This window comes from Streptomyces sp. NPDC059008, assembly GCF_042749045.1.
In the GTDB taxonomy this organism is placed as follows: Bacteria; Actinomycetota; Actinomycetes; order Streptomycetales; family Streptomycetaceae; genus Streptomyces.
In genome coordinates this window covers 176054-197362 of sequence record NZ_JBHYJC010000012.1, presented here as the reverse complement: position 1 = coordinate 197362, position 21309 = coordinate 176054, and the positions used below count along the sequence as shown (strand labels likewise).

At 73.1% G+C, this 21309-nt stretch carries 16 protein-coding genes; 10 read left to right on the top strand and 6 right to left on the bottom strand.

Annotation, left to right across the window (positions count from 1 at the left end; translation table 11 throughout):
* Nucleotides 1-37 precede the first annotated feature (37 nt).
* The 3 genes from ACFWZH_RS17670 to ACFWZH_RS17660 form a co-directional block, all read right to left on the bottom strand.
* The gene (locus ACFWZH_RS17670) at nucleotides 38-1741 is read right to left on the bottom strand and encodes an alpha-L-fucosidase (RefSeq protein ID WP_384431197.1); all 1704 of its coding nucleotides are present in this window, start codon (nucleotides 1739-1741) and stop codon (nucleotides 38-40) included.
* A 130-nt stretch (nucleotides 1742-1871) separates the two neighbouring features.
* A complete protein-coding gene (gene malQ / locus ACFWZH_RS17665) occupies nucleotides 1872-3995 on the bottom strand; it encodes a 4-alpha-glucanotransferase (protein ID WP_384431194.1) in 2124 nt (707 codons plus the stop codon).
* Nucleotides 3996-4001: 6 nt separating this feature from the next.
* On the bottom strand, nucleotides 4002-4271 hold the full coding sequence (locus ACFWZH_RS17660; RefSeq protein ID WP_384431191.1) for a hypothetical protein: 270 nt from the start codon (nucleotides 4269-4271) through the stop codon (nucleotides 4002-4004).
* 486 nt (nucleotides 4272-4757) lie between these two features.
* On the opposite strand from ACFWZH_RS17660, the gene ACFWZH_RS17655 reads away from it, so the two are divergent.
* On the top strand, nucleotides 4758-7709 hold the full coding sequence (locus ACFWZH_RS17655) for a beta-N-acetylglucosaminidase domain-containing protein (RefSeq protein ID WP_384431250.1): 2952 nt from the start codon (nucleotides 4758-4760) through the stop codon (nucleotides 7707-7709).
* An 84-nt stretch (nucleotides 7710-7793) separates the two neighbouring features.
* Here ACFWZH_RS17655 and ACFWZH_RS17650 read toward each other — a convergent pair whose 3' ends face one another.
* Nucleotides 7794-8330, bottom strand: a complete 537-nt coding sequence (locus ACFWZH_RS17650; protein WP_018538909.1) for an HNH endonuclease — start codon at nucleotides 8328-8330, stop codon at nucleotides 7794-7796.
* 287 nt (nucleotides 8331-8617) lie between these two features.
* Between ACFWZH_RS17650 and ACFWZH_RS17645 the strand changes: the two genes are divergently transcribed.
* The 7 genes from ACFWZH_RS17645 (at nucleotide 8618) to ACFWZH_RS17615 (ending at nucleotide 17085) form a co-directional block, all read left to right on the top strand.
* A complete protein-coding gene (locus tag ACFWZH_RS17645; protein WP_384431188.1) occupies nucleotides 8618-9712 on the top strand; it encodes a mechanosensitive ion channel family protein in 1095 nt (364 codons plus the stop codon).
* 337 nt (nucleotides 9713-10049) lie between these two features.
* Entirely contained in the window at nucleotides 10050-11189 is a 1140-nt protein-coding gene (locus tag ACFWZH_RS17640) for an ROK family protein (RefSeq protein ID WP_384431185.1), read from the top strand.
* 88 nt (nucleotides 11190-11277) lie between these two features.
* Nucleotides 11278-12618 (top strand): ABC transporter substrate-binding protein, encoded by a 1341-nt coding sequence (locus tag ACFWZH_RS17635; RefSeq protein WP_384431183.1) that lies wholly within the window; start codon nucleotides 11278-11280, stop codon nucleotides 12616-12618.
* 193 nt (nucleotides 12619-12811) lie between these two features.
* Nucleotides 12812-13765: a carbohydrate ABC transporter permease gene (locus tag ACFWZH_RS17630; RefSeq protein WP_384431180.1), complete on the top strand. Its 954-nt coding sequence runs from the start codon at nucleotides 12812-12814 to the stop codon at nucleotides 13763-13765.
* Between the two features lie 6 nt (nucleotides 13766-13771).
* Nucleotides 13772-14674, top strand: coding sequence for a carbohydrate ABC transporter permease (locus ACFWZH_RS17625; RefSeq protein WP_384431177.1), 903 nt, complete (start codon nucleotides 13772-13774; stop codon nucleotides 14672-14674).
* A 150-nt stretch (nucleotides 14675-14824) separates the two neighbouring features.
* A complete protein-coding gene (locus tag ACFWZH_RS17620) occupies nucleotides 14825-16078 on the top strand; it encodes a 6-phospho-beta-glucosidase (protein WP_384431174.1) in 1254 nt (417 codons plus the stop codon).
* Nucleotides 16069-17085: an N-acetylglucosamine kinase gene (locus ACFWZH_RS17615; RefSeq protein WP_384431171.1), complete on the top strand. Its 1017-nt coding sequence runs from the start codon at nucleotides 16069-16071 to the stop codon at nucleotides 17083-17085. Before ACFWZH_RS17620 ends, ACFWZH_RS17615 begins: the two co-directional genes overlap by 10 nt.
* A 128-nt stretch (nucleotides 17086-17213) precedes the next feature.
* On the opposite strand, the gene ACFWZH_RS17610 is transcribed toward ACFWZH_RS17615, so the two are convergent.
* Nucleotides 17214-17561 carry a hypothetical protein gene (locus ACFWZH_RS17610; protein WP_384431169.1) on the bottom strand — a complete coding sequence of 116 codons (348 nt, stop codon included), beginning with the start codon at nucleotides 17559-17561 and terminating at the stop codon, nucleotides 17214-17216.
* A 182-nt stretch (nucleotides 17562-17743) separates the two neighbouring features.
* Nucleotides 17744-18436 (bottom strand): FadR/GntR family transcriptional regulator, encoded by a 693-nt coding sequence (locus ACFWZH_RS17605; RefSeq protein ID WP_384431166.1) that lies wholly within the window; start codon nucleotides 18434-18436, stop codon nucleotides 17744-17746.
* Between the two features lie 286 nt (nucleotides 18437-18722).
* On the opposite strand from ACFWZH_RS17605, the gene ACFWZH_RS17600 reads away from it, so the two are divergent.
* Nucleotides 18723-20096, top strand: a complete 1374-nt coding sequence (locus ACFWZH_RS17600; RefSeq protein WP_384431163.1) for a hypothetical protein — start codon at nucleotides 18723-18725, stop codon at nucleotides 20094-20096.
* Nucleotides 20097-20122: 26 nt separating this feature from the next.
* Entirely contained in the window at nucleotides 20123-21145 is a 1023-nt protein-coding gene (locus ACFWZH_RS17595; RefSeq protein ID WP_384431247.1) for a glutamate ABC transporter substrate-binding protein, read from the top strand.
* Nucleotides 21146-21309 lie beyond the last annotated feature (164 nt).

The window sequence follows — 21309 nt, the reverse complement described above, 5'->3', positions numbered from 1 at the left end:
CGCCGCCCCGCGCGCCCGGGGTGGCGCAACGGCCCCCTCAGCCGCCCGCTCCCCGGCCGAGGTGCAGCGTCACCGGTGCGAGGCGGGTCCGCCCGCGGGCTTCCTCGACGACGACCCGTACGGCGTCCGCCGTCACCGGCCGCGGCAGCGCGAGGATCCTCCGGTGCCCGATGGTGGTGCCGCGCGCGAGCGTCGTCCACGTCCCGCCGGTCCGCGCCCGTACGGCGAAGCGCTCGACCCGCTGGCCGTGGCGGATGTCCTCCGCGAGCCCGATCCGGTCGAAGGTCCAGGGCCCCGGTCCGGCCGCCCGCAGGTCCCTGCCGTAGGTCTCGCGCACGGCCGTCCCGAAGGCGGTGAGCGAGGCGACGTCCTCGGCGGCGATCCGGCCGTCCTTGGCGGGCGGGACGTTCAGCAGCAGCGTGGCGTTGCGGCCCACGCTCCTCTCGTACAGGTCCACCAACTGCGCCGGCGTCTTGGGCCGTTCACCGGGGTGGTGGAACCAGCCCGGCCGCAGCGAGACATCGGCCTCGGCCGGGTACCACTGGAGGTACCTGGTGGTGGGCGCCAGCAGCCGGGCGCGGGAGCCGATGTCGGGGTCGGTGGAGTCGTGGGGCAGCCCGCCGGCCATGACGGTCCACGGGTCGGCCGCGGAGGGGGTGACGCTCCACTCCGTCTCGCGGGCCACGCCGCTTTCGTTGCCGACCCAGCGGGCGCCCTGCGGCCCGGCGAAGACCACGGTGTCCGGGGAGAGCCGGTGGATCAGCCGGAACCACTGTGCGACCTGGTACTTCTGGGTGATGCCGGAGTCCGTCCAGGGGTTCGCGCCGTCCAGCCACAGCTCGTCGAGGGGCCCGTACTGGGTGAACAGCTCGTATACCTGGTTGAGGTAGTACGCGTCGTAGTCGTCCGCCCGGACGCGGAAGACGGGCAGCCGGCCGCTGCGGACGGCGGCGGCCCGGTCGTCACCGGGGACCAGGGTGGGGATGGTGCGCTCGGTGACCTCGCTGCCGTTGCCGAACCGGCCCAGGCCGCGCGGTGCGTACGCACCGTCCTCCAGCGCGACCCGCTCGGGCAGGCTGAGCGGCCGGCCCTCCTGCTGCTTGATGCGGATCTCCTCGACCCACCGCGCGTGCCAGGCGTGCGGCAGTTCGGCCCCGTCGGAGGGCGAGAGGTAGATCCCGACCTTCAGTCCGGCCCGGCGGGCGGCCTCGACATAGGCGCCGACGACATCGGGGCGGCCGGGGCTCGCGGCGACGGAGTGCGGGGTGTAGCGGCTCGGGTAGAGCACGAAGCCGTCGTGGTGCTTGGCGGTCAGCATCACCTGCTCGGCACCGGCCGCCTTGTACGCACGCATCCACTGGGCGACGTCCCTGCGGAAGGAGCCGGAGCGGGCGGGCCCCAGGAGGTCGAAGAGCTTCTCGTCCTCGGCGCCGGATCCCCATTCACGATTCGTGAAGGTGTTCATCCCGAAGTGGGTGAAGGCGGTGACCTCCCGGTGCTGCCAGGCGAGTTGCCCCTTGGTGGGCACGATGTGGGCGGCCTTGTCGATGATCCGGCCGGGGGTGTCGCAGGGCTCGACGGCCATCTGGGAGGCCGGGCGTACGGGCCGATCGCAGGGGCCGGCGGCCGGGAGCCCGGCGGCCGGTGGCGACTGGGCCAGGGAGCTGTGGACGGGGACGAGCGCGGCGGCCGCGGTCAGCGCGAGCGCGCACAGCGTCCGCCGGATGCTGCGAGGAGCCATGGTTCCCTCCACCTCGCCGAACCATGACGAGCACACAAACACAGGCCCGAATGGTCGGATGTCTGGATGGTGTCGAGGGCATGGTGCCGGACAGCGCGGGAGACCGGAAGGGTGTGCGCGGCAGCTGGATTCAGCGCAGTTCGTGCGACAACTCCCGCATAAGTGCGTGGAGTCGGGGCGAGGCCGCCAGCTCTTCGAGGGTCTGCGGACGTCCCTCGGGGCCGGCGATCGGCAGGCGCCAGTTCGGGTATTCATCCCATGTCCCCGGGAGGTTCTGCGGGCGCCGGTCGCCCACCGCGTCGGGCAGCCACACCCCGACCATCCGCGCCGGGGTGCGCACCAGGAAGCGGTGCACGGCCCTGACCGCCGCCTCCTCGTCACCCGCCCCCTCGGGCAGCAGCCCGCGCCGCACCAACTCCCCCAGCCACTCGCCGAGTTCGTAGGCGGCCCGGGACCGCTCCCGCTCCGGCGGTCCGGCCAGCAGCCCGAGCCGTTCCCGCAGGGCGACGTCCTCGCCGGTCAGGCGGGCGGCGGTGGACGGCAGGTCGTGGGTGGTGACGGTGGCCAGGCAGGCGCTGCGCCACTCGTCGGGGGCCAGGATCCGGGCCTCGGCGGGCTGCGGGGCGGCCGCCTCGTCGGCGTCCCCGGCCGCGGCCGACTCCCCGCCCCCGTTCCCGTAATCCCGCTCGAACCACAGCACCGACGTGCCCAGGACGCCCCGTTCGGCCAGTTCGCCGCGCACCCCCGGCTCCACCGTGCCCAGGTCCTCGCCGATCACCGCGGCGCCGCTCCGGTGGGCCTCCAGGGCGAGCACCGAGAGCATCGCCTCGCCGTCGTAGCGGACGTACGCGCCCTCGGTCGGCGGCCGGCCCTCGGGCACCCACCACAGCCGGAACAGCCCCATCACATGGTCGATGCGCAGCGCGCCGGCGTGCCGCAGCAGTCCGCGCAGCAGCTCGCGGTACGGGGCGTAGCCCGCGGCGGCCAGGGCGTCCGGGCGCCACGGCGGCAGGCCCCAGTCCTGGCCGCGGGCGTTGAAGGCGTCGGGCGGCGCCCCGATGGACATGCCCGCGGCGAAGGCGTCCTGCTGCGCCCAGGTGTCGGCGCCGCAGGGGTGGACACCGACGGCGAGGTCGTGCACCAGCCCGACCCCCATCCCGGCCTCCCGCGCGGCCCGCTGCGCGGCGGCCAGCTGCTGGTCGGTGAGCCAGGCGAGCCGGCAGTGGAAGTCGATCCGCGCCAGCAGCCGCGGCCGCAGCCGGGCGGTGCCCGGGGAGCGCGGATCGCGCAGTTCGGCGGGCCAGCCGCGCCAGTCGGAGCCGTGGCGCTCGGCGATCGCGCACCAGGTGGCGTGGTCCTCCAGCGCCTGCCCCTGTTCGGCGAGGAAGTCGCAGTACGCGGCCCGCCGGCCCGGTGTGAGCGGGACCGCCGACAGCAGCTCCAGGGCCTCGCGCTTGAGCGCCCAGACCGCGTCCCGGTCGATCAGCGCGCCGCGGTCGAGCACCTCGGCGCGCAGCGCGCCGGCCCGGGCGGCCAGCTCGTCGGCCCGTAAGCGGGCGGCGCCGGTCAGCCGGGCGTACTCCGGGATGTGCTCGATCCGCAGATGGACCGGGTCGGGGAAGCGGCGGGAGGAGGGGCGGTAGGGCGAGGGGTCGGTGGGCGGACCGGGGACGGCCGCGTGCAGCGGGTTGAGCTGGACGAAGCCGGTGCCCAGCGCGCGTCCGGACCAGGCGGCGAGGTCGGCGAGGTCACCGAGGTCGCCCATGCCCCAGGACTGCCGGGACAGCAGGGAGTACAGCTGCACCAGGAAGCCGTGGCTGCGGCCGGGCGGTGCGGGCACCCGGTCGGGCGCGACGATCAGGTGGGCGCGGGCGCGGCGCCCGTCGGGGGCGTGGGCGCGGAGCGTATGGACGCCCAGGGGCAGCCGGGCCAGCTCCCGCGGCTCGGGCCCGGTCAGGTCGCCGGGGGGCTCCCCGCCCTCGGGCTCCACCCGAAGGACGGTGCCCTTGGGGAGACCGGCGAGGTCGGGCGCCCGGCCCGGGCGGGCGACGACGGTGGGCGGCAGCAGGGCGCGGCCCGGTCCGTCCTCGTAGGCGGCCAGGGCGGTGCGTACGGCGTGCGGGGTGGAGGCGTCGACCCCCAGTGCGGCGAGCACGGCGACGACGGTGTCGTCGGCGATCTTGATGGTCCTGCCCGGTGCGGGTGTGTACGACGTGGCGACGCCGTACAACCGGGCGAGCCGAGCACGCCCCATGGGCCCTCAGACCTCCATGGACTCCGTGCCCAGGCCGGCGGCCGTCGGCTCGCTGGTCAGCGGCAGCTCGGCGGCGATCGGCACCTCGCTGGTCAGGGGCGCTGCGTCGGCGAGCGGGGGCTCGCTGGTCAGGGGCGGCTCGACGAAGCTGAAGGACCCGGAGCCGTCCAGGCCGGAGTCGGGGTTGGACACCCCGTCGAAGAGATCGGACTCCATCGTCGCACCTCCCGGTTTGGAGGACAGAGCGTCGAGGAGCAGTTGAGCGGACGCGGCCACGAAGGCCTCCCGTTCATCGATAGTGGGACACGTGGGCCCTACCCACTCGACACGAGCGCAGACGCATCTGCTCACGAAACGTGACCCACGTCACATTATCCCCCACGCAGGCGATTTCACTGCCCGGGACACCCGCGGACACACAGAACGCGTCGCAACCGGCCTCCGCGACGGAATTCCTGCGGACCGGCGCCCTCGCGCACAACCGCCCGGAGCACCGGCCGCACCCCCCGCGTCCGCACAGCCGTCCGGACCCCGGCATCGCCCGGTTGACACCCTCACCGCCACAATGGTGGGCTCACGGCCGAAGGTCTGTCCGAACGGACATCGGCGGGAAATACGGGGCGCCGGTGGAAGCCGGCGAGTGATGGACGGGGACGAGGAGCAGCCGTGCGAGGCCGGGGCGTGTGGAGCGTCGGAAGAATCGGTAGGAGCGGCAGGGGGAGCGGTGCGGGCGCCCGCGCGCGGGCGGCGGGGACCACCGCCCTGGCCGCCGCGGTCATCGGCGGGCTGCTCGGCGGGGTGCCCAGCGCCCAGGCGGCGCCCGCGGACCGGGCCGTCGGCACCCCCGACCAGCCGGACCGGCCGGCCGGCGCCGGGCGGCTGCCCGCCGTCTGGCCGCGCCCCCAGTCGCTGCAGGAGCTCGGCACCGCCGTGCCCCTGGGCGGCGAGGCGACGCTGGTGGCCGCGCCGGACACCGACCCGTACACCCTGGACGTGCTGCGCGGTCTGCTGCGGGACGCCGGGGTGCGCACGGTCCGCCGGACGGCGCCCGGCGAGCGGCTGCCCGCGGCCGGGCCGGTGATCCTGGTCGGCGGCGAGCGGGCCGAGGAGGCGCTGCGGGCGCTGCGCGCACCGGCCCGCGGCGATCTGCCCTCCGGCGGCTACCGGCTCGCCGTGGGCCAGGTCGGCGGGCGGGACACGGTCGCGCTGGCCGGCGTCGGCCCGGACGGCCTCTTCCACGCCGCGCAGACCCTGCGGCAGCTGGTCACCGACGGCGCGGACCACGAGGGGGGCGGACGGCAGCTGGCGTCGGTGGCCGTACGGGACTGGCCCGGCACGGCGGTGCGCGGCACCACCGAGGGGTTCTACGGCCAGCCGTGGAGCCGGGCGCAGCGGCTCGCCCAGCTGGACTTCATGGGCCGCACCAAGCAGAACCGCTATCTGTACGCGCCCGGCGACGACCCCTACCGCCAGGCCCGCTGGCGCGACCCGTACCCGGCCGCGCAGCGCGAGGACTTCCGGGCGCTGGCCGAGCGGGCCCGCGCCAACCACGTCACGCTGGGCTGGGCGCTCGCCCCCGGCCAGGCGCTGTGCTTCTCCTCCGAGGAGGACCTGCGGGCGCTGCGGCGCAAGGTGGACGCGATGTGGGCGCTGGGGGTGCGCTCCTTCCAGCTGCAGTTCCAGGACGTCAGCTACGACGAGTGGCACTGCGGCGCCGACGAGGACGCCTTCGGCACCGGTCCCGAGGCGGCCGCCAAGGCGCAGGCCCGCGTCGCCAACGCCCTCGCCGCCCATCTGCGCGAGCGGCACCCGGATGCCGCGCCGCTGTCGCTGATGCCGACCGAGTACTACCAGGACGGCTCGACGGCGTACCGCAGCGCGCTCGCCGACGCCCTCGGCGACCGGGTCGAGGTGGCCTGGACCGGCGTCGGGGTGGTCCCGCGGACCATCACCGGCAGCGAACTGTCCACCGCCCGCCAGGCGTTCGGCCACCAGCTGGTCACCATGGACAACTACCCGGTCAACGACTACGCGCAGGACCGGATCTTCCTCGGCCCCTACCGCGGCCGTGAGCCGGCCGTCGCCACCGGCTCCTCGGCGCTGCTCGCCAACGCCATGGAGCAGCCGCTGGCCTCCCGTATCCCGCTCTTCACCAGCGCCGACTACGCCTGGAACCCGCGCGAGTACCGCCCGGCGGAGTCCTGGGAGGCGGCCATCGACGACCTGGCGGGCGGCGCCCCCCGGGCCCGCGCCGCCCTGCGCGCGCTCGCCGGCAACGCCTCGTCCTCGCTGCTGAACCGCGACGAGTCCGGGTATCTGCGCCCCCTGATCGACCGCTTCTGGGAGGCCCGCGAGGCGGCGGTCAACGGCGGCCGGCCCGGCAAGGACCCCGACTACGCCAAGGCGGCCAGGGCGCTGCGCACCGCCTTCCACGCCATGAGCACCGCCCCCGAGGACCTCAACTCGGACCTGGCCGCCGAAATACGGCCCTGGGCCGAGCAGTTGGCGCGTTACGGCAGCGCCGGCGAGCAGGCCGTGGACGCACTGACGGCGCAGGCCCGGGGCGACGGCGACGCCGCCTGGTCGGCCCAGCGCGCGGTGCAGCGGCTGCGCAAGGAGGCCGAGCGGAGCCCGGCGACGGTCGGCAAGGGTGTGCTGGCGCCGTTCCTCCAGCGGGCGATGACCGAGGCCGACGCCTGGGTCGGCACCCGCGGCGACGCCCCCCGTCCCACCGAGGGCGCCGATCCCACCTCCCTCACCGTCCCCTTCGAACGGGCCCGCCCGCTGGCCGCGGTCACCGCGCTGACCGACCCGGGGCCGTCCGCGGGCGGCGTCCAGCTTCAGGCACATGTCCCCGGCGAGGGCTGGCGCCGCCTCGACCGGCTCTCCGCGACCGGCTGGACCGAGTCCCGCACCCCCCGGCTGCGCGCCGACGCGGTCCGTCTGACCTGGGAGAACGGCGCGGAGGCCCCGTCCGTCCACGCCCTGACCCCCTGGTTCGACGACACCCCGCCGGCCGGGCTCGAACTGTCCCGCAAGGAGGCGGACGCACCGGCCGGCGGCAGCGCGACGGTCGAGGCCCGGCTCTTCTCCCGCCGCCCGGCCGACGTCCGCGAGAAACTGACGGTCAAGGCGCCCAAGGGCTTCACCGTGCACGCGCCCAAGGAGGTCACCGCGCCGCGGGGCGGCACCGCCACCGTCCGCATCAGCATCGACGTGCCCGAATCCGCCACCTTTGGGACGTATGAGATCCCGGTGGCCTTCGGCGGCGAGGAGCAGACGCTGTCCCTGCGCGCCTATCCGCGCACCGGCGGCGAGGACCTGGCGCGCGGCGCCGTCGCCACGTCCTCGGGGGACGAGACCGCCGACTTCCCGGCCTCGGCCGTCACCGACGGCAATCCCAAGACCCGCTGGTCCTCGACCGCCGACGACGGCGCCTGGCTCCAGTTCGCGCTGGCGCACCCGACCCGCCTCGGCCGGCTCGTGCTGAACTGGCAGGACGCCTACGCGGCCCGCTACCGCATCCAGGTCTCCCCGGACGGCCGCAGCTGGCGCACGGCCGCCACGGTGCGGGACGGCAAGGGCGGCCGCGAGTCGGTCAGGATGGACGCGAAGGACGCCCGCTTCGTACGGATACAGGGCGACAAGCGGGCCACCCGCTTCGGGTACTCGCTGTGGTCGGTGGAGGCGTACGCGGTCGAGGACCGCGGATAGCGCTGGGCGGCGGGCGCCGTGCCGCCGCCGTACGGACGGAGCGTCACTCCGTCCGCACGGCGGCCCACACGTACAAAGGCCCGGCTACGCCGATACGGCGTCGATCCGGGCCAAGGCGTCATCCGCGCCGTACGGCTGCAAATACGGCAGCCAGCGCGGATCGCGATGGCCCGTGCCGATGATCCGCCACGCCAGTCCTGACGGCGGGGCGGGCTGATGGCGCAGCCGCCAGCCGATCTCGGCGACATGGCGGTCGGCCTTGACGTGATTGCATCGCCGGCAGGCGGCGACGACGTTCTCCCAGGTGTGCTGACCGCCGCGACTGCGCGGGATGACGTGGTCGACGCTGGTTGCGACGCCACCGCAGTACATACAGCGCCCGCCGTCACGGGCGAACAGCGCCCGGCGGGTCAGTGGCACGGGGCCGCGAAAGGGCACCCGCACGAACCGCTTCAAGCGGACCACACTCGGAGCCGGAACGACACGGGTCGCGCTGTGCATCAGGGCGCCGGACTCCTCGAGGCTCACAGCCTTCTCATTGAGTACGAGGATGAGCGCGCGGCGGAGCGGTACGACGCCGAGCGGCTCGTACGACGCGTTGAGGACCAGGACATGCGGCACGGGTGCCTCCTTGTACGCCGGCGGCGCGTGGCTCGCGCCGGGACGATCTCCCCACAGTGTCCCCCGGTGCCTGGTCGGAGCGCCACCATGACCGAGTAACGGGCCGGAGGTGTTTTCCACCACACCCCCGCACTTCCCCGCGGATACGGCTCATTTCGGCCTCCCGGGGACCTCCCGGCTCGAACACGGGCACGGACCGCCCCCGTTGCCCCGTTAGTGTGGATGGCCTGCCCGGCCCCGGGGACCCCGCGGTTCCGGGTCTGCTGTCCCACACGGAAGGTTCGACTGTGTTCTGGTCCGCTTCGCCGGTCGCCGCCGCGCCCCTGCGCGCGGCCGCACCCGACTCCACCGGCCCGACCTCGCTCGACGAGGCCACACAGAAGGCCACCAACGCCGCCGGCTGGGTGTCGGAGAACTGGGGGACGTGGCTCACGTCCGGCCTGCAGATCCTGCTGATCCTCGTGATCGCGGTGGTGCTCCGCCATGTGATTCGCCGCACCATCACCAAGTTCATCGAGCGGATGAACCGCACCGCGGCCGCCGCCCAGGGCACCGCGCTGGGCGGTCTGCTGGTCAACGCCGAGCGCCGGCGCCAGCGCTCCGAGGCCATCGGCTCCGTGCTGCGCAGCGTCGCCTCCTTCGTGATCATGGGTACCGCCGCGCTGACGGTGCTCTCGGTGCTCCAGATCAACCTCGCGCCGCTGCTGGCGAGCGCCGGTGTGGCCGGTGTCGCCATCGGCTTCGGCGCCCGCAACCTCGTCACCGACTTCCTCTCCGGCGTCTTCATGATCCTGGAGGACCAGTACGGCGTCGGCGACGAGATCGACGCGGGCGTGGCCACCGGCACGGTCATCGAGGTCGGCCTGCGGGTCACCAAGCTGCGGGGCCCCAACGGCGCCATCTGGTACATCCGCAACGGCGAGGTCAAGCGGATCGGGAACCTCAGCCAGGGCTGGTCCACGGCCTCCGTCGACGTCGTGATCGCCGCCGACCAGGACCTGGAGCGCGCCCGCGACACCATCACCGCCGCCGGCGAGGAGATGTCCAAGGCGGAGCCGTGGAACGAGCAGCTGTGGGAGCCGGTGGAGGTGCTCGGCCTGAGCGAGGTGCACCTGGACACGGTCACCCTCAGCGTCTCGGCCAAGACCATGCCCGGCAAGGCCCTGGGCGTGGAGCGCGAACTGCGCTGGCGCATCAAGCGCGCCCTGGACGCCGCCGGCGTCCACCTCGCCCCGCGCCCCCTCCCGGAAGAGGAGGAGGAGCCGGCGGTCCCGGCGGACCCCACCGCCGCCATGGGCGCCCCCTCGGCCCTCAACAACCCGACGTCCCCGCAGTCCCTGGCGACCGACCCGATAGCGGCGCCGCCGAAGCTCGGGAAGTGACGCCGGGCGAAACGACGCCGGCGTAGTGACGCCGGGCGCCTCACCCACCGCACAAGGGGCGGCTGCGACAACCTCGCAGCTGCCCCTTCGCCGTTCCCGCGCCCACCCGCCCCGGCTCCGTAGCCGCCCACCGCGCCCCGGCGTGCTCCGCCGGCAACTCACCGTGCGCAACCCATTGACGCCGCCCCGACCCGCGACCTACCTTCCTGTCCATCGATTGGAAGGTTTCCTAACAGATGCTGGGTGGCCGTCACGGCCGCCGACGAACGGGGTGACGGTCATGGCCGGCGGGCAGCAAGCGCAAGGGACCCCTGGGACGCCGCGGGTCCTGCGGGCCATGAACGACCGCGCCGCGCTCGATCTGCTGGTGTCGCAGGGGCCGCTGACCCGCACCCAGATCGGGGCGCTGACCGGACTGTCCAAACCCACCGCCTCGCAGCTGCTGGCGCGTCTGGAGGCCGCGGGGCTGGTGCGGACGACCGGGAACGTGACCGGGCGGCCCGGGCCCAGCGCCCAGCTGTACGAGATCGACCCGACGGCGGCGCACATCGCGGCGCTGGCGGTCGACCAGCTGGGGATCACCGCCGCGGTCGCGGACATCACCGGGCGGGTGCTCGGCGAGGAGCGGGTCGGGACCGATGCGGTGGACGAGGCGGCGCCGAACCGGACGGCGCAGCTGGTCGCCAGGGCTGTCGACGGCGCGCTGGCCAAGGCCGGGCTGGGCCGCGAGGACCTGCACGGGGCGGTCATCGGCACCCCCGGGGCGCTGGACCCTCAAACCGGCCGGCTGCGCTACGCGCCGCATCTGCCGGACTGGCACTCGCGGGCGCTGAAGGAGGAGCTGGCCGAGGTCCTGGGCACCCCGATCACCATCGAGAACGATGTGAATCTGGCGGCGGTCGCCGAGCAGCAGGACGGGGCGGCGCAGGACTTCGACGACTTCGTGCTGGTGTGGGCGGACGAGGGGGTCGGTGCCGCCATCGTCCTCGGCGGTCGGCTGCTGCGCGGGGCCACCGGCGGCGCGGGCGAGATCGGCTATATGCCGCTGCCCGGCGCGCCGCTGGCCAGGGGCGGCGACCGCAGCGCCGCCCAGCCGGACGCCGGCGGCGGCTTCCAGCGGCTGGTCGGCTCGCCGAGCGTGATCGCGCTGGCCCGGGAGTACGGGGCCGCCGGCACCCGCACGGTCGAGGAGGCGCTGGAGCGCGCCGACGTACGGGCGGAGGTCGCCAGGCGGCTGGCGACGGGGCTCGCGGCCGTGGTCGCGGTCGTCGACCCGAGGCTGGTGGTGCTCTCCGGAGAGGTCCCGCAGGCCGGCGGGGAGGCGCTGCGCGCCCTGGTCGAGGAGGAGTTCACCGGACTCGCGCTGCCCCGGCCCGAACTGCGGCTGAGCGATATCGGCGGAAATCCGATCCTCATCGGCGCGCTGCAAACGGCGCTCGCGGACGCCCGCGACGCGGTGTTCGACACCACCGGCTGAACCACCCCTCCCCCGCACGGCCCGGCGCGGCACCGCACACTCCACCGCGCCGCTTCCCCGACTCCCCCTGCCGTAAAGGAAGTCCGCCATGCCGATTTCGCGACTGCGCATCCGGGTGTCAGCGGCGCTGGCCGGCGCCGGGCTGCTCGTTTCGGGCTGCGCCAATCCGAGCGTCGGCAGCGACCGTGACGATCCCACCGAGCCGGTCACGCTCACCTTCTGGCACGGCTGGTCGGCCCCGGGCGAGACGAAGGCCATCAACGACAGCGTCGCCCGCTTCGAGAGGACCCATCGCCACATCACGGTGAAAGTGGTCCCCAACGTCACCGACGAGACCATGAACCAGGCACTGCGGGCGGGCGGGGACGACGCACCCGATGTGGTGTCGTCCTTCACCACCGGAAATGTGGGGCAGTACTGCTCCTCGGGGATGTGGGCGGACCTCGATCCGTTCCTGAAGAAGACCGGCGTGGACAAGGAGAAGGTGTTCCCGAAAACCCTGCTGGATTACACCAGTTATCGAAAGAAGCAGTGCGCCTTGCCGCTGCTCGCCGATTCCTACGGGCTGTACTACAACAAGGACGCCTTCAAGGAAGCCGGGATCACGCGGCCGCCGCGCACCATGTCCGAGCTGAAGCGGGACGCCGTCAAACTGACCCGGCGCGCCGAGGACGGCTCGTACCGACGAGTGGGCTTCATGCCCAACTTCCGGCTCTACCAGAACAGTCCGGACCGGATGTTCGCCCAGTGGGGACCGTCCTACTTCGACCGCAACGGCAAGGCCCGGCTGGCCGAGGACCCGGCGACCAGGGAGTTCCTCACCACCGCCGGCGAGCTGATCGACGCGCAGGGCGGCTACGGCCCGCTGGAGAGGTTCCGCACCACCTTCGGCGAGGAGATGTCCTCGCAGAACGCCTTTCTGACGCAGAAGCTGGCCATGCACATGGACGGTGAGTGGCGCGGGCTGATGCTCCGGCAGGCGAAGGCGACGTTCGCCTGGGGCACCGCGCCGATGCCGGTGCCGGACGACCGGGCCGACACCTACGGGCGGGGGTATCTGACCGGCACGGTCGCCGGTATCGCGCACAGCAGCCGGCATCAGAACGCGGCATGGGAACTGGTGAGATTCCTGACCGTGGACACCGACCAGGTGGTGCGGTTCGCCAACGACATCCATAACGTGCCGTCGACGAAGGCGGCGCTGAAGTCCCCCGCGCTGGACACCGACCCGACGTTCCGCACCTTCCTCGACATCGCGCGGAACCCGCACAGCGTCGCGCTGCCGCCCTCCACCAACGGCGGGCAGTACGTCACCGCGCTGCAGGACTTCTCCTACGACGTCGAGGCCGGCAAGGTCCCCGACCTCGACGCGGGGCTGCGCGCACTCGACGCGCGGATCGACGCCGACAACCTCCAGTCCGAGAACTGATCCGGCGAACCCGCGAACCCGTTCCGCGAATTCCCGCATGCCCCCCGGGCGTTCACGAAGGACGCCCGCGCACCGATCTCCACGAGAGACCCGGATACCACGTCCCGGCACACCGCCTCCGCGCACCACCGCCCAGCACCGCCTCCCAGCACCGCCTCCCCGGACCGACTCCGAGAGCTGACGGAGAACCGCCATGGCAACCACCACCCCCGCACCCGCGCTACGGCGTAAACGCACCCGCGACCGGCTGCGCACCCTCGGCTTTCTCTCGCCCTGGCTCATCGGCTTCTCGGTCTTCTTCGGCTATCCGCTGATCGCCACCGTCTACTTCTCCTTCGTGCACTACAACCAGATCGAACCGCCCGCTTTCGTCGGGCTGCGGAACTGGAATTACGTGCTGACGCAGATGCCGCTGTTCGGGCCCGCGCTGTGGAACACGCTGTGGCTGGTCGTGGTGATGGTCGCGCTGCGGGTGCTCTTCGGGCTGGGCATCGGCCTGCTCGTCACCAAGCTCAAATCGGGCGTGGGGTTCTTCCGTACGGCCTTCTACGTGCCGTATCTGGCACCGCCGGTGGCCGCCACCGTCGCCTTCGTCTTCCTGCTCAACCCCGGCACCGGACCCGTCAACGAAATCCTCGGGGCGCTCGGCCTCCCCACGCCGTCCTGGTTCAACGACCCCGCATGGGCCAAACCGTCGCTGGTGATGCTGTCGCTGTGGGGCATCGGCGACCTGATGGTGATCTTCATGGCGGCGCTGCTGGACGTGCCGAAGGAGCAGTACGAGGCCGCCGAGCTGGACGGGGCGGGCGCCTGGGGGAAGTTCCGCTATGTCACCTGGCCCTCGATCACCCCCATCGTGATGTTCGCGGTGGTCACCGGCGTCGTCCAGACCATGCAGTACTACACCCAGGCGCTGGTCGCCGGGAAGCTCGCCTCCGGTGTCTCCCTCGGCCCCGGCACGGTCGTCCAGCCCGGCTACCCCGACCACGCCACCCTCACCGTCCCCCAGCTCGTCTACTCCCTGGGCTTCCAGAACTTCAACACCGGCGCGGCATGCGTGCTCTCCCTCGTGCTCTTCGTCATCGCCATGGCCGTCACCACCCTGCTGATGCGCAAGCGCTCGGGCCTGCTTGCGGCGGAGGACTGATCCGAGATGACCACCACGACGCTCACCGCCCGCCCCGCCCCGGCCCCTACCGGCTCGACCGGCGCCCCGTCGGCCCGCGCCCGCCGCACCCGGCTGCTGCACTGGATCGCCGTCCACTCCCTCGCCGTCGCCACGGCCCTGTTCTTCCTCCTCCCCTTCGTCTTCGTCTTCCTGACCTCCGTGATGAGCGACTCCCAGGCCATGAGCGGCGAGCTGTGGCCGCACGAGTGGCACTGGTCCAACTACCGCACCGTCTTCCAGACCCCCGGGTTCATGGACTGGTGGAGGAACTCCCTGCTCTACGCGGGCCTGGGCACCCTCTTCACCGTCTGCTCGGCGGTCCCGGTCGCCTACGCACTGGCCAGACTCCGCTTCCGCGGCCGCCGCACCGCGATGGTGCTGGTCATCTCCACGATGATGCTGCCGCCGCAGGTGGTCGTGGTCCCGATGTATCTGGTCTGGGCCCAGCAGCTGCACCTCTCGGGCTCGCTGTGGCCCCTGATCATCCCGATGGCGTTCGGTGACGCGTACTCCATCTTCCTGCTGCGGCAGTTCCTGCTGACCATCCCTCAGGAGTACCTGGAGTCGGCGAAGGTCGACGGCTGCGGGGAGCTGCGCACCCTGCTCAAGATCGTCGTACCGATGGCCAGGCCGGGCATCGCCGCCATCGCCCTCTTCCAGTTCTTCTTCTGCTGGAACGACTACTTCGGACCGCAGATCTACGCGGCGCAGAACCCCGCCTCCTGGACGCTCTCCTACGGACTGGAGTCCTTCAAGAGCGCCCACAGCGTCAACTGGAACCTCACCATGGCCGCGACGCTGCTGGTCATGGCCCCGGTCGTCATCGTCTTCTTCTTCGCACAGAAAGCCTTCGTCGAAGGCGTCACCCTCACCGGAGTAAAGGGCTGATCCCGCATGCTGCCGTCCTCGTCTCCCACCCCCTCCGCCTCGTCTGCCTCGTCCCTCTCCTCTCCTCCTCCCTTCTCCTCTGCCTCTTCCGCTGCTTCGGTGTCCTCCGCTCGGGGAGGACTCCCCGAAGGCCGGTCCCCGGGCCCCGGTGTGAAACTCGCCGTGGTCGGCGGTGGCTCGACCTACACCCCCGAACTCGTCGACGGCTTCGCGCGGCTGCGTGACGTCCTGCCGCTGAAGGAGCTCGTCCTGATCGACCCGGCCGTGGACCGGCTGGAGAGGGTGGGCGGTCTCGCCCGGCGGATCTTCGCCAAACAGGGCCACCCGGGCACGATCTCCTGGACCCACGATCTCGACGCCGGGATCGACGGCGCCGACGCCGTCCTGCTGCAGCTGCGCATCGGCGGCCAGGCCGCCCGCGACCAGGACGAGACCTGGCCGCTGGAGTGCGGCTGCGTCGGCCAGGAGACCACCGGCGCGGGCGGTCTCGCCAAGGCGCTGCGCACCGTTCCCGTCGTCCTCGACATCGCCGAGCGGGTACGCCGCCGCAACCCCGACGCCTGGATCGTCGACTTCACCAACCCCGTCGGCATCGTCACCCGCGCCCTGCTCACCCATGGCCACAAGGCCGTCGGCCTGTGCAACGTCGCCATCGGCTTCCAGCGCAGGTTCGCGAAGCTGCTGGGCGTCTCCCCCGACCAGGTCGAGCTGGAGCACATCGGCCTCAACCACCTCACCTGGGAGCGGTCCGTCCGCGTCGCCGGCGAGGACGTCCTGCCCGCGCTCCTCGCCGAGCACGGCGACGCCATCGCCGCCGACCTGCGCCTGCCCCGCCCGCTCCTCGACCGCCTCGGCACCGTTCCCTCCTACTACCTGCGCTACTACTACCAACACGACGCGGTGGTACGGGAGTTGCACGGCAAGCCCTCCCGCGCCGCGGAGGTCGCCGCCATCGAGCAACGACTCCTCACGCTCTACCAGGACCCGGCGCTCGACGAGAAGCCGGAGCTGCTCGCCCGGCGCGGCGGCGCCTTCTACTCCGAAGCGGCCGTGGCGCTCACCTCCTCTCTACTGGGCGACACCGGCGACACCCAGATCGTCAACGCCCTCAACAACGGCACCCTCTCCTTCCTCCCCGACGACGCCGTGATCGAGGTCCCCGCGACCGTCGATGCCACGGGCCCGACCCCTCTCCCTGTACGCCCCCTGGAACCCCTCTACGCCGGGCTGGTCGCCAACGTCACCGCCTACGAGCACCTGGCCCTGGAGGCGGCGCTGAAGGGCGGACGGGACCGGGTCTTCTCCGCCCTCCTCTCGCACCCCCTCATCGGCCAGATCGACTACGCGGACCGGCTCACCGATGAGCTGATCGCGCACAACCGGGAGCACCTCACGTGGGCCTGACCCGCACGGCGCTCGCCGTCGACGCGGGCAACAGCAAGACCGACGTGGCGCTGGTGGCCGCCGACGGCAGGCTGCTCGGCACGGCACGCGGCGGCGGCTTCCAGCCGCCCCTGGTGGGTGCCACCCGCGCGGTCGACGTACTGGCACCCCTGGTGGCATCGGCCCTCGCCCAGGCCGGGCGGCCGACCGTCACCGGCCCCGTCGACCACCTCTCCGCCTTCCTCGCCAACGCCGACCTCCCCGTCGAGGAGACCGCCCTCACCGCCGAGATCGCCCGTCGCGGCTGGTCCCACACGGTCTCCGTCCGCAACGACACCTTCGCTCTGCTGCGGGCCGGACTGCCCGACTTCGGGGAGCCGGTGGGCGTCGCCGTGGTGTGCGGGGCCGGCATCAACTGCGCCGGCCTCGGCCACCACGGAGCCACCGCCCGCTTCCCCTCCATCGGCCGGATCTCCGGCGACTGGGGAGGCGGCTCCTTCCTCGCCGACGAGGCCCTGTGGCACGCGGCCCGCGCCGAGGACGGTCGCGGCGCCGCGACCGAGCTGGCCCACGCGCTCCCCGCCCACTTCGGCCTGACGACCATGCCGGAGCTGATCGAGGCGCTCCACCTGCGTGACATCCCCGACCGCCGCCGCCACGAACTGGCTCCGGTCCTCTTCGCCGTCGCCGCCTCCGGCGACCGCGTCGCCCGCGGCATCATCACCCGGCAGGCCGAGGAGGTGGTCCTCATGGCCACCGTCGCCCTGCGACGCCTCGACCTGCTCGCCGAACCCGTCCCGGTGGTCCTCGGCGGCAGCGTCCTGGCCGCCCGCCATCCCCTCCTCCACGACCGCGTCCTCCACCTCCTGTCCGAACGCGCCCCCAAGGCGGTGCCCCACGTCGTGACCGCGCCACCGGTCCTGGGCGCGGCCCTCGACACCCTGGACCGAGCGGATGCCGAGGCGGACGCCTATGGGCGGCTGAGGACGGCTTGGAAAGAGAGGGGCCTTGGGGCGGGGTCGACTTGAGGACGTGGGCGTGAGGGTGCGGGCGGGGCGGTGTGGGCGTAGTGGTGTGGGCGTCACCGCGTGGGCGTGATGGCGTGGGCGTCACCGCGTGGGCTTGGGCACCGTCCCCCTTTTCGCGACCTGCCCTCTCACACGACGTGCACGCCGTCGCCCCGTCGCGTCTCGGTGCGTTCGCCCGGGGCCAGGACGAGCTCTGCGACCGGGGTCAGGACGAGGTCCGTGGGGGCGCGGTGGGGCGGGGGCGCGGCGGGAGGATGGTCGCGGTTGCGTTCCGTGACGATCGTGACGGGTTGGTCGGTGTCGTTGATGACGAGAGTGGGGCTGCCGGTCAGACGGTGATCGAGGGGGTAGATGCCGTGCGGATCGATGTAGGTCGTGCTGCCGATGGTCAGGAATCCGCTGGCGGGAGGCGTGAAGGGCGGAGTGGGGCCGGATTTGGGGAGGACGCGGGCGAGAAGTTCGCCGATGCGGCGCATGAGGGTCTCCTGACTTCCGGGGGCGGGGTGGTCCCCGCTCGTAGCGGTTGCTGAGTGAAGGTCGAGCTCGACTTTCGTCACTCAGCGTAGCCATGGAGGGGTGTGCGAGTCAGCAGCGCGTGGGAGTGAATCGGGAGGCGCGTGGCCGTGCGGAGTGCGCCGTCGGGGTTCCCGGGCGGGGCTCAGTCGTCGAGGGGAAGGGCCAGGTCGCGCACGTGGCCGGCGAGAAGGAGGACGGCGGCGTCGACGGCGGCCTGGGGGTCCTGGGCGCGGATGGCGTCGGTCAGGCGCAGGTGCGGGTCGGTGGCGGCCGCGGTGGCGGTGTCCAGGCAGGCGGCGCGGCGGAGTTCCTCGCGCAGGGCGGCGCTGAGGGAGCGGTAGATGTCGGCGAGGACGGGGTTGGCGCCGGCCTCGGCGACCAGGACGTGGAACTCGGCGTCGGCGGCGGTGAAGGCGTCGGCGTCGTGGGCCGCAAGGGCCGCCTTGCGGCGGGCCAGCGCGGCTTCGATGCCGGCGAGTTGGGCGTCCGTGCGGTGCTTGGCGGCCTGCCGGGCGGCGACCACGTCGAGGCCCTGGCGGACCTGGGTGACATGGCTGAGCTCGGCGCGTTCGAGACGACGGCGCAGGGCGGCCGCGCTGTCGTCGTCGGAGATCACGAAGGTGCCGTCGCCCTGCCGGGGTTCGAGGAGCCCGGAGTGGACGAGGGAGCGGACGGCCTCGCGGACCGAGGCGCGGCTGACGCCGAGGGTTTCGCACAGGACGCTCTCGGGCGGGATGCGGCTGCCCACCGGCCAGGTGCCGTTCACGATCTGGGAGCGGATCTCGTCGGTCGCGGTCTCCACGAGCGACACCCTGCCCTTGCGGACTGCTTGCACGAGATCACTCCCTGGGCGCCGGCGTCGGCCGGTGTGCCGATGTCCTGCTCTTGAATCCGGTGTCTGACGTCTGATGACTCTGCGGTCACTGTAATGCCGGCCGGGGCGGTGCGGCGGGCCCGGCGGCGGATCGCGATCCGAACAAGATCAGGGCAATCGCGGTGTGCTTGTCAGTGGCGGCGGACATACTGCTGCCCATGCACCGGTCCTTGTCCCAAGCGCTCCGGGCGCCGGGCGCGGGGGCCGGGTCCGCAGTCCGCGGCCAGGGGGAGGTTCTGTGTCGTCCGTGTCGACCAGCAGCGTGGCACCGCCCGCCCCGGGGCGCCGGCCGGCCTGGGCCGAGGGACTGGACGAGCTGCGTACCGCGTCCACGACCGAACCGGGCCGCCTGCGGCTGATCGGTGCCGCCCTGGTGCTGCTGGTGGTGGTGTTCGGCGCGGTCACGGCCTGGCAGGTGTCCGACCGGGCCGCGGCCGCGGACGACGTGGTCGAGCGCAGTCAGCCGCTGACGTCGGACGCGGCGGGGATCTACCGGTCGCTGGCGGACGCGGACACCACGGCCGCCGGCGGCTTCCTGGCGGGCGAGGAGGGCGGCGGGGCCACGCGTGACCGCTACGACCGCGATATCGCGACGGCGGCGGAGCTGCTGGTCAAGGCTTCGCGGAGCGCCCACGGTTCGGACGACGCGGCCGCGCAGATAGCCCGCCTCAATCGGCAGCTGCCGCGCTATACGGGGCTGGTGGAGACGGCACGGGCGAACAACCGGCAGGGGCTGCCGCTCGGCGGGGCGTATCTGCGGTACGCGAACGAGCGGATGCGGGCGGAACTTCTCCCCGCCGCACGGGCGTTGTACGACGCGGAGGCAAGGCGGCTGGCGGCGGACTATGACGAGGCCGAGGCGTGGCCGTGGTGCGCGGTGGCGGCCGGGGTGGTGGCGATCGGTGCGCTGGGATGGGCGCAGCGGCGGCTGTACCGACGGACCAACCGGGTTTTCAATCCGGGGCTGCTGGTCGCGACGGCCGCCTCCGTCGCGGTGTTGTCGTGGCTGGTGGCGGGGCATGCGGTGGCGCGCGCGGGGCTGACGGATTCGTATGAGCACGGCGCCCGGTCGCTGCGGGTGCTGGTCGAGGCGCGGATCGACGCGCTGCAGGCGCGCGGGGACGAGAATCTGACGCTGGTGGCCCGCGGTGCGGTGCTCACCGGCGACCAGCGGGATTTCTACGAGGTCGGCTTCCGGGCGGGGATGCGGGATCTGGCCGGCGCAGGCGATCATGGTGCGGCACGGGCGAAGAGCAGGCTGGGAACGGCGCTGGCGCTGGCGGACGACGATGCGGGGCGGGGGCCGGTGCGCGAGGCGCTCACCTACGTACGGCAGTGGCAGGCGCGGCATGCCCAGGCGCGGGCCGCGGACGAGAAGGGCGATTACGACCGGGCGCTGGCGAAGGTGATCGGCGCCGACGGCTCCACCGGTGAGTCGTTCGACCGGGTGGCGGCCGGGCTGTACAAGGCGCTGGTGCACGAGCAGGGGGAGTTCCGGTCGGCGGCGGACGGCGGGCGCGGGGCGCTGGCCGGGCTGCCGGTGGGTGCCGGGGCGCTGGCGGCGCTGGCGGCAGGGGGCACGGTGCTGGGGATCGGGCGCAGGCTGGCGGAGTACCGGTGAGAGGACCTGGTGAGGGGGACATGAGGATGCGCGCGCGAGGGCTGCGGAATCTGCGCGCCGTCCTGGCGCCGGTCGCGGCCGGGATGTCCGTGATGGCGGCGGCCGCCGCGGTGCTGGTGCCGACGCTGGGCGGCGCCGCCCGCCAGGACGGTCCCGGCACCGGCGACACGTCCTCGCCGTCGGCGATACACCGGGCGTACGGGCCCGGCACGACGCCGGCCGAGCCGACCGCGGCCGCCTGCACGGCGCACAACGCCGCGGAGAGCCTGCGCCCGTCGTCGGACGAGGGTGCGGCGGTGGCGCGGATCAAGGACAGGGGCCGGCTGGTCGTCGGTGTCGACCAGAACACCTACCGGTGGGGGTACCGCGATCCGGCCACCGGCAGGTTGGAGGGCTTCGACATCGATCTGGCGCGGGCGATCGCCGCGGACCTCCTGGGGCCGGACCCCGAGGTCGTCTTCAAGGCGGTGCCCACCGACCAGCGGATACGGGCGCTGCAGAAGCGCACGGTCGACATGGTGGTGCGGACGATGACGATCAACTGTGCGCGCAAGCGGCAGGTGGCGTTCTCGACGTCGTACTTCCAGGCGGGGCAGCAGGTGCTGGCTCCGAAGTCGTCCGGGATCAAGGCGTTCGACGATTCGCTGCGCGGCAAGCGGGTGTGCACGGCCGCGGGTTCGACGGGTGAGACGGAGCTGGCGCGGCAGCGGCACGGCGCCGAGGTGCTGACGGTGCCCAGCCAACTCGACTGCCTGGTACGGCTGCAGCTGGGCCAGGCGGATGCGGTGGTCACGGACAACGCGCTGGCCGCGGCGCAGGCGGCGCAGGATCCGAAGGTGGAGCTCAAGGGCGAGCCGTTCACCGACGAGTCGTACGGCGTGGCGATGAACAAGGACGACACCGACCTGGTGCGCCGGGTCAACAGGGTGCTGGACGACTATCGGGGCGACGGGAGCGCCGACAGCCCCTGGATGCGGGCGTACCGCACGTGGTTGCGGGCCGATATGCCGGAGATATCGGGGCCGCCGTCGCCGGAGTACAGCGACTGACCCGACCACGTCCGTAGCACGCCCGGTCGTCCCGAGGTGCCCAGTACCTCACCGATCGCCGCATGGAGCGGCCCGATGCCGTTCACTATGGAAAGAGGAAGGGGAAACGGAGGGAGCCGCACCGCAGCAGCCACCCGGTCACAGCAATCGCCGTGCACCGTACG

Excerpts from the sequence above, each read along its gene's own strand:
- ACFWZH_RS17670 (WP_384431197.1), bottom strand. The coding sequence starts at position 1,741 with ATGGCTCCTCGCAGCATCCGGCGGACGCTGTGCGCGCTCGCGCTGACC.
- malQ (WP_384431194.1), bottom strand. The coding sequence starts at position 3,995 with ATGGGGCGTGCTCGGCTCGCCCGGTTGTACGGCGTCGCCACGTCGTAC.
- ACFWZH_RS17640 (WP_384431185.1), top strand. The coding sequence starts at position 10,050 with ATGAACGACCGCGCCGCGCTCGATCTGCTGGTGTCGCAGGGGCCGCTG.
- ACFWZH_RS17635 (WP_384431183.1), top strand. The coding sequence starts at position 11,278 with ATGCCGATTTCGCGACTGCGCATCCGGGTGTCAGCGGCGCTGGCCGGC.
- ACFWZH_RS17630 (WP_384431180.1), top strand. The coding sequence starts at position 12,812 with ATGGCAACCACCACCCCCGCACCCGCGCTACGGCGTAAACGCACCCGC.
- ACFWZH_RS17625 (WP_384431177.1), top strand. The coding sequence starts at position 13,772 with ATGACCACCACGACGCTCACCGCCCGCCCCGCCCCGGCCCCTACCGGC.
- ACFWZH_RS17610 (WP_384431169.1), bottom strand. The coding sequence starts at position 17,561 with ATGCGCCGCATCGGCGAACTTCTCGCCCGCGTCCTCCCCAAATCCGGC.
- ACFWZH_RS17595 (WP_384431247.1), top strand. The coding sequence starts at position 20,123 with ATGCGCGCGCGAGGGCTGCGGAATCTGCGCGCCGTCCTGGCGCCGGTC.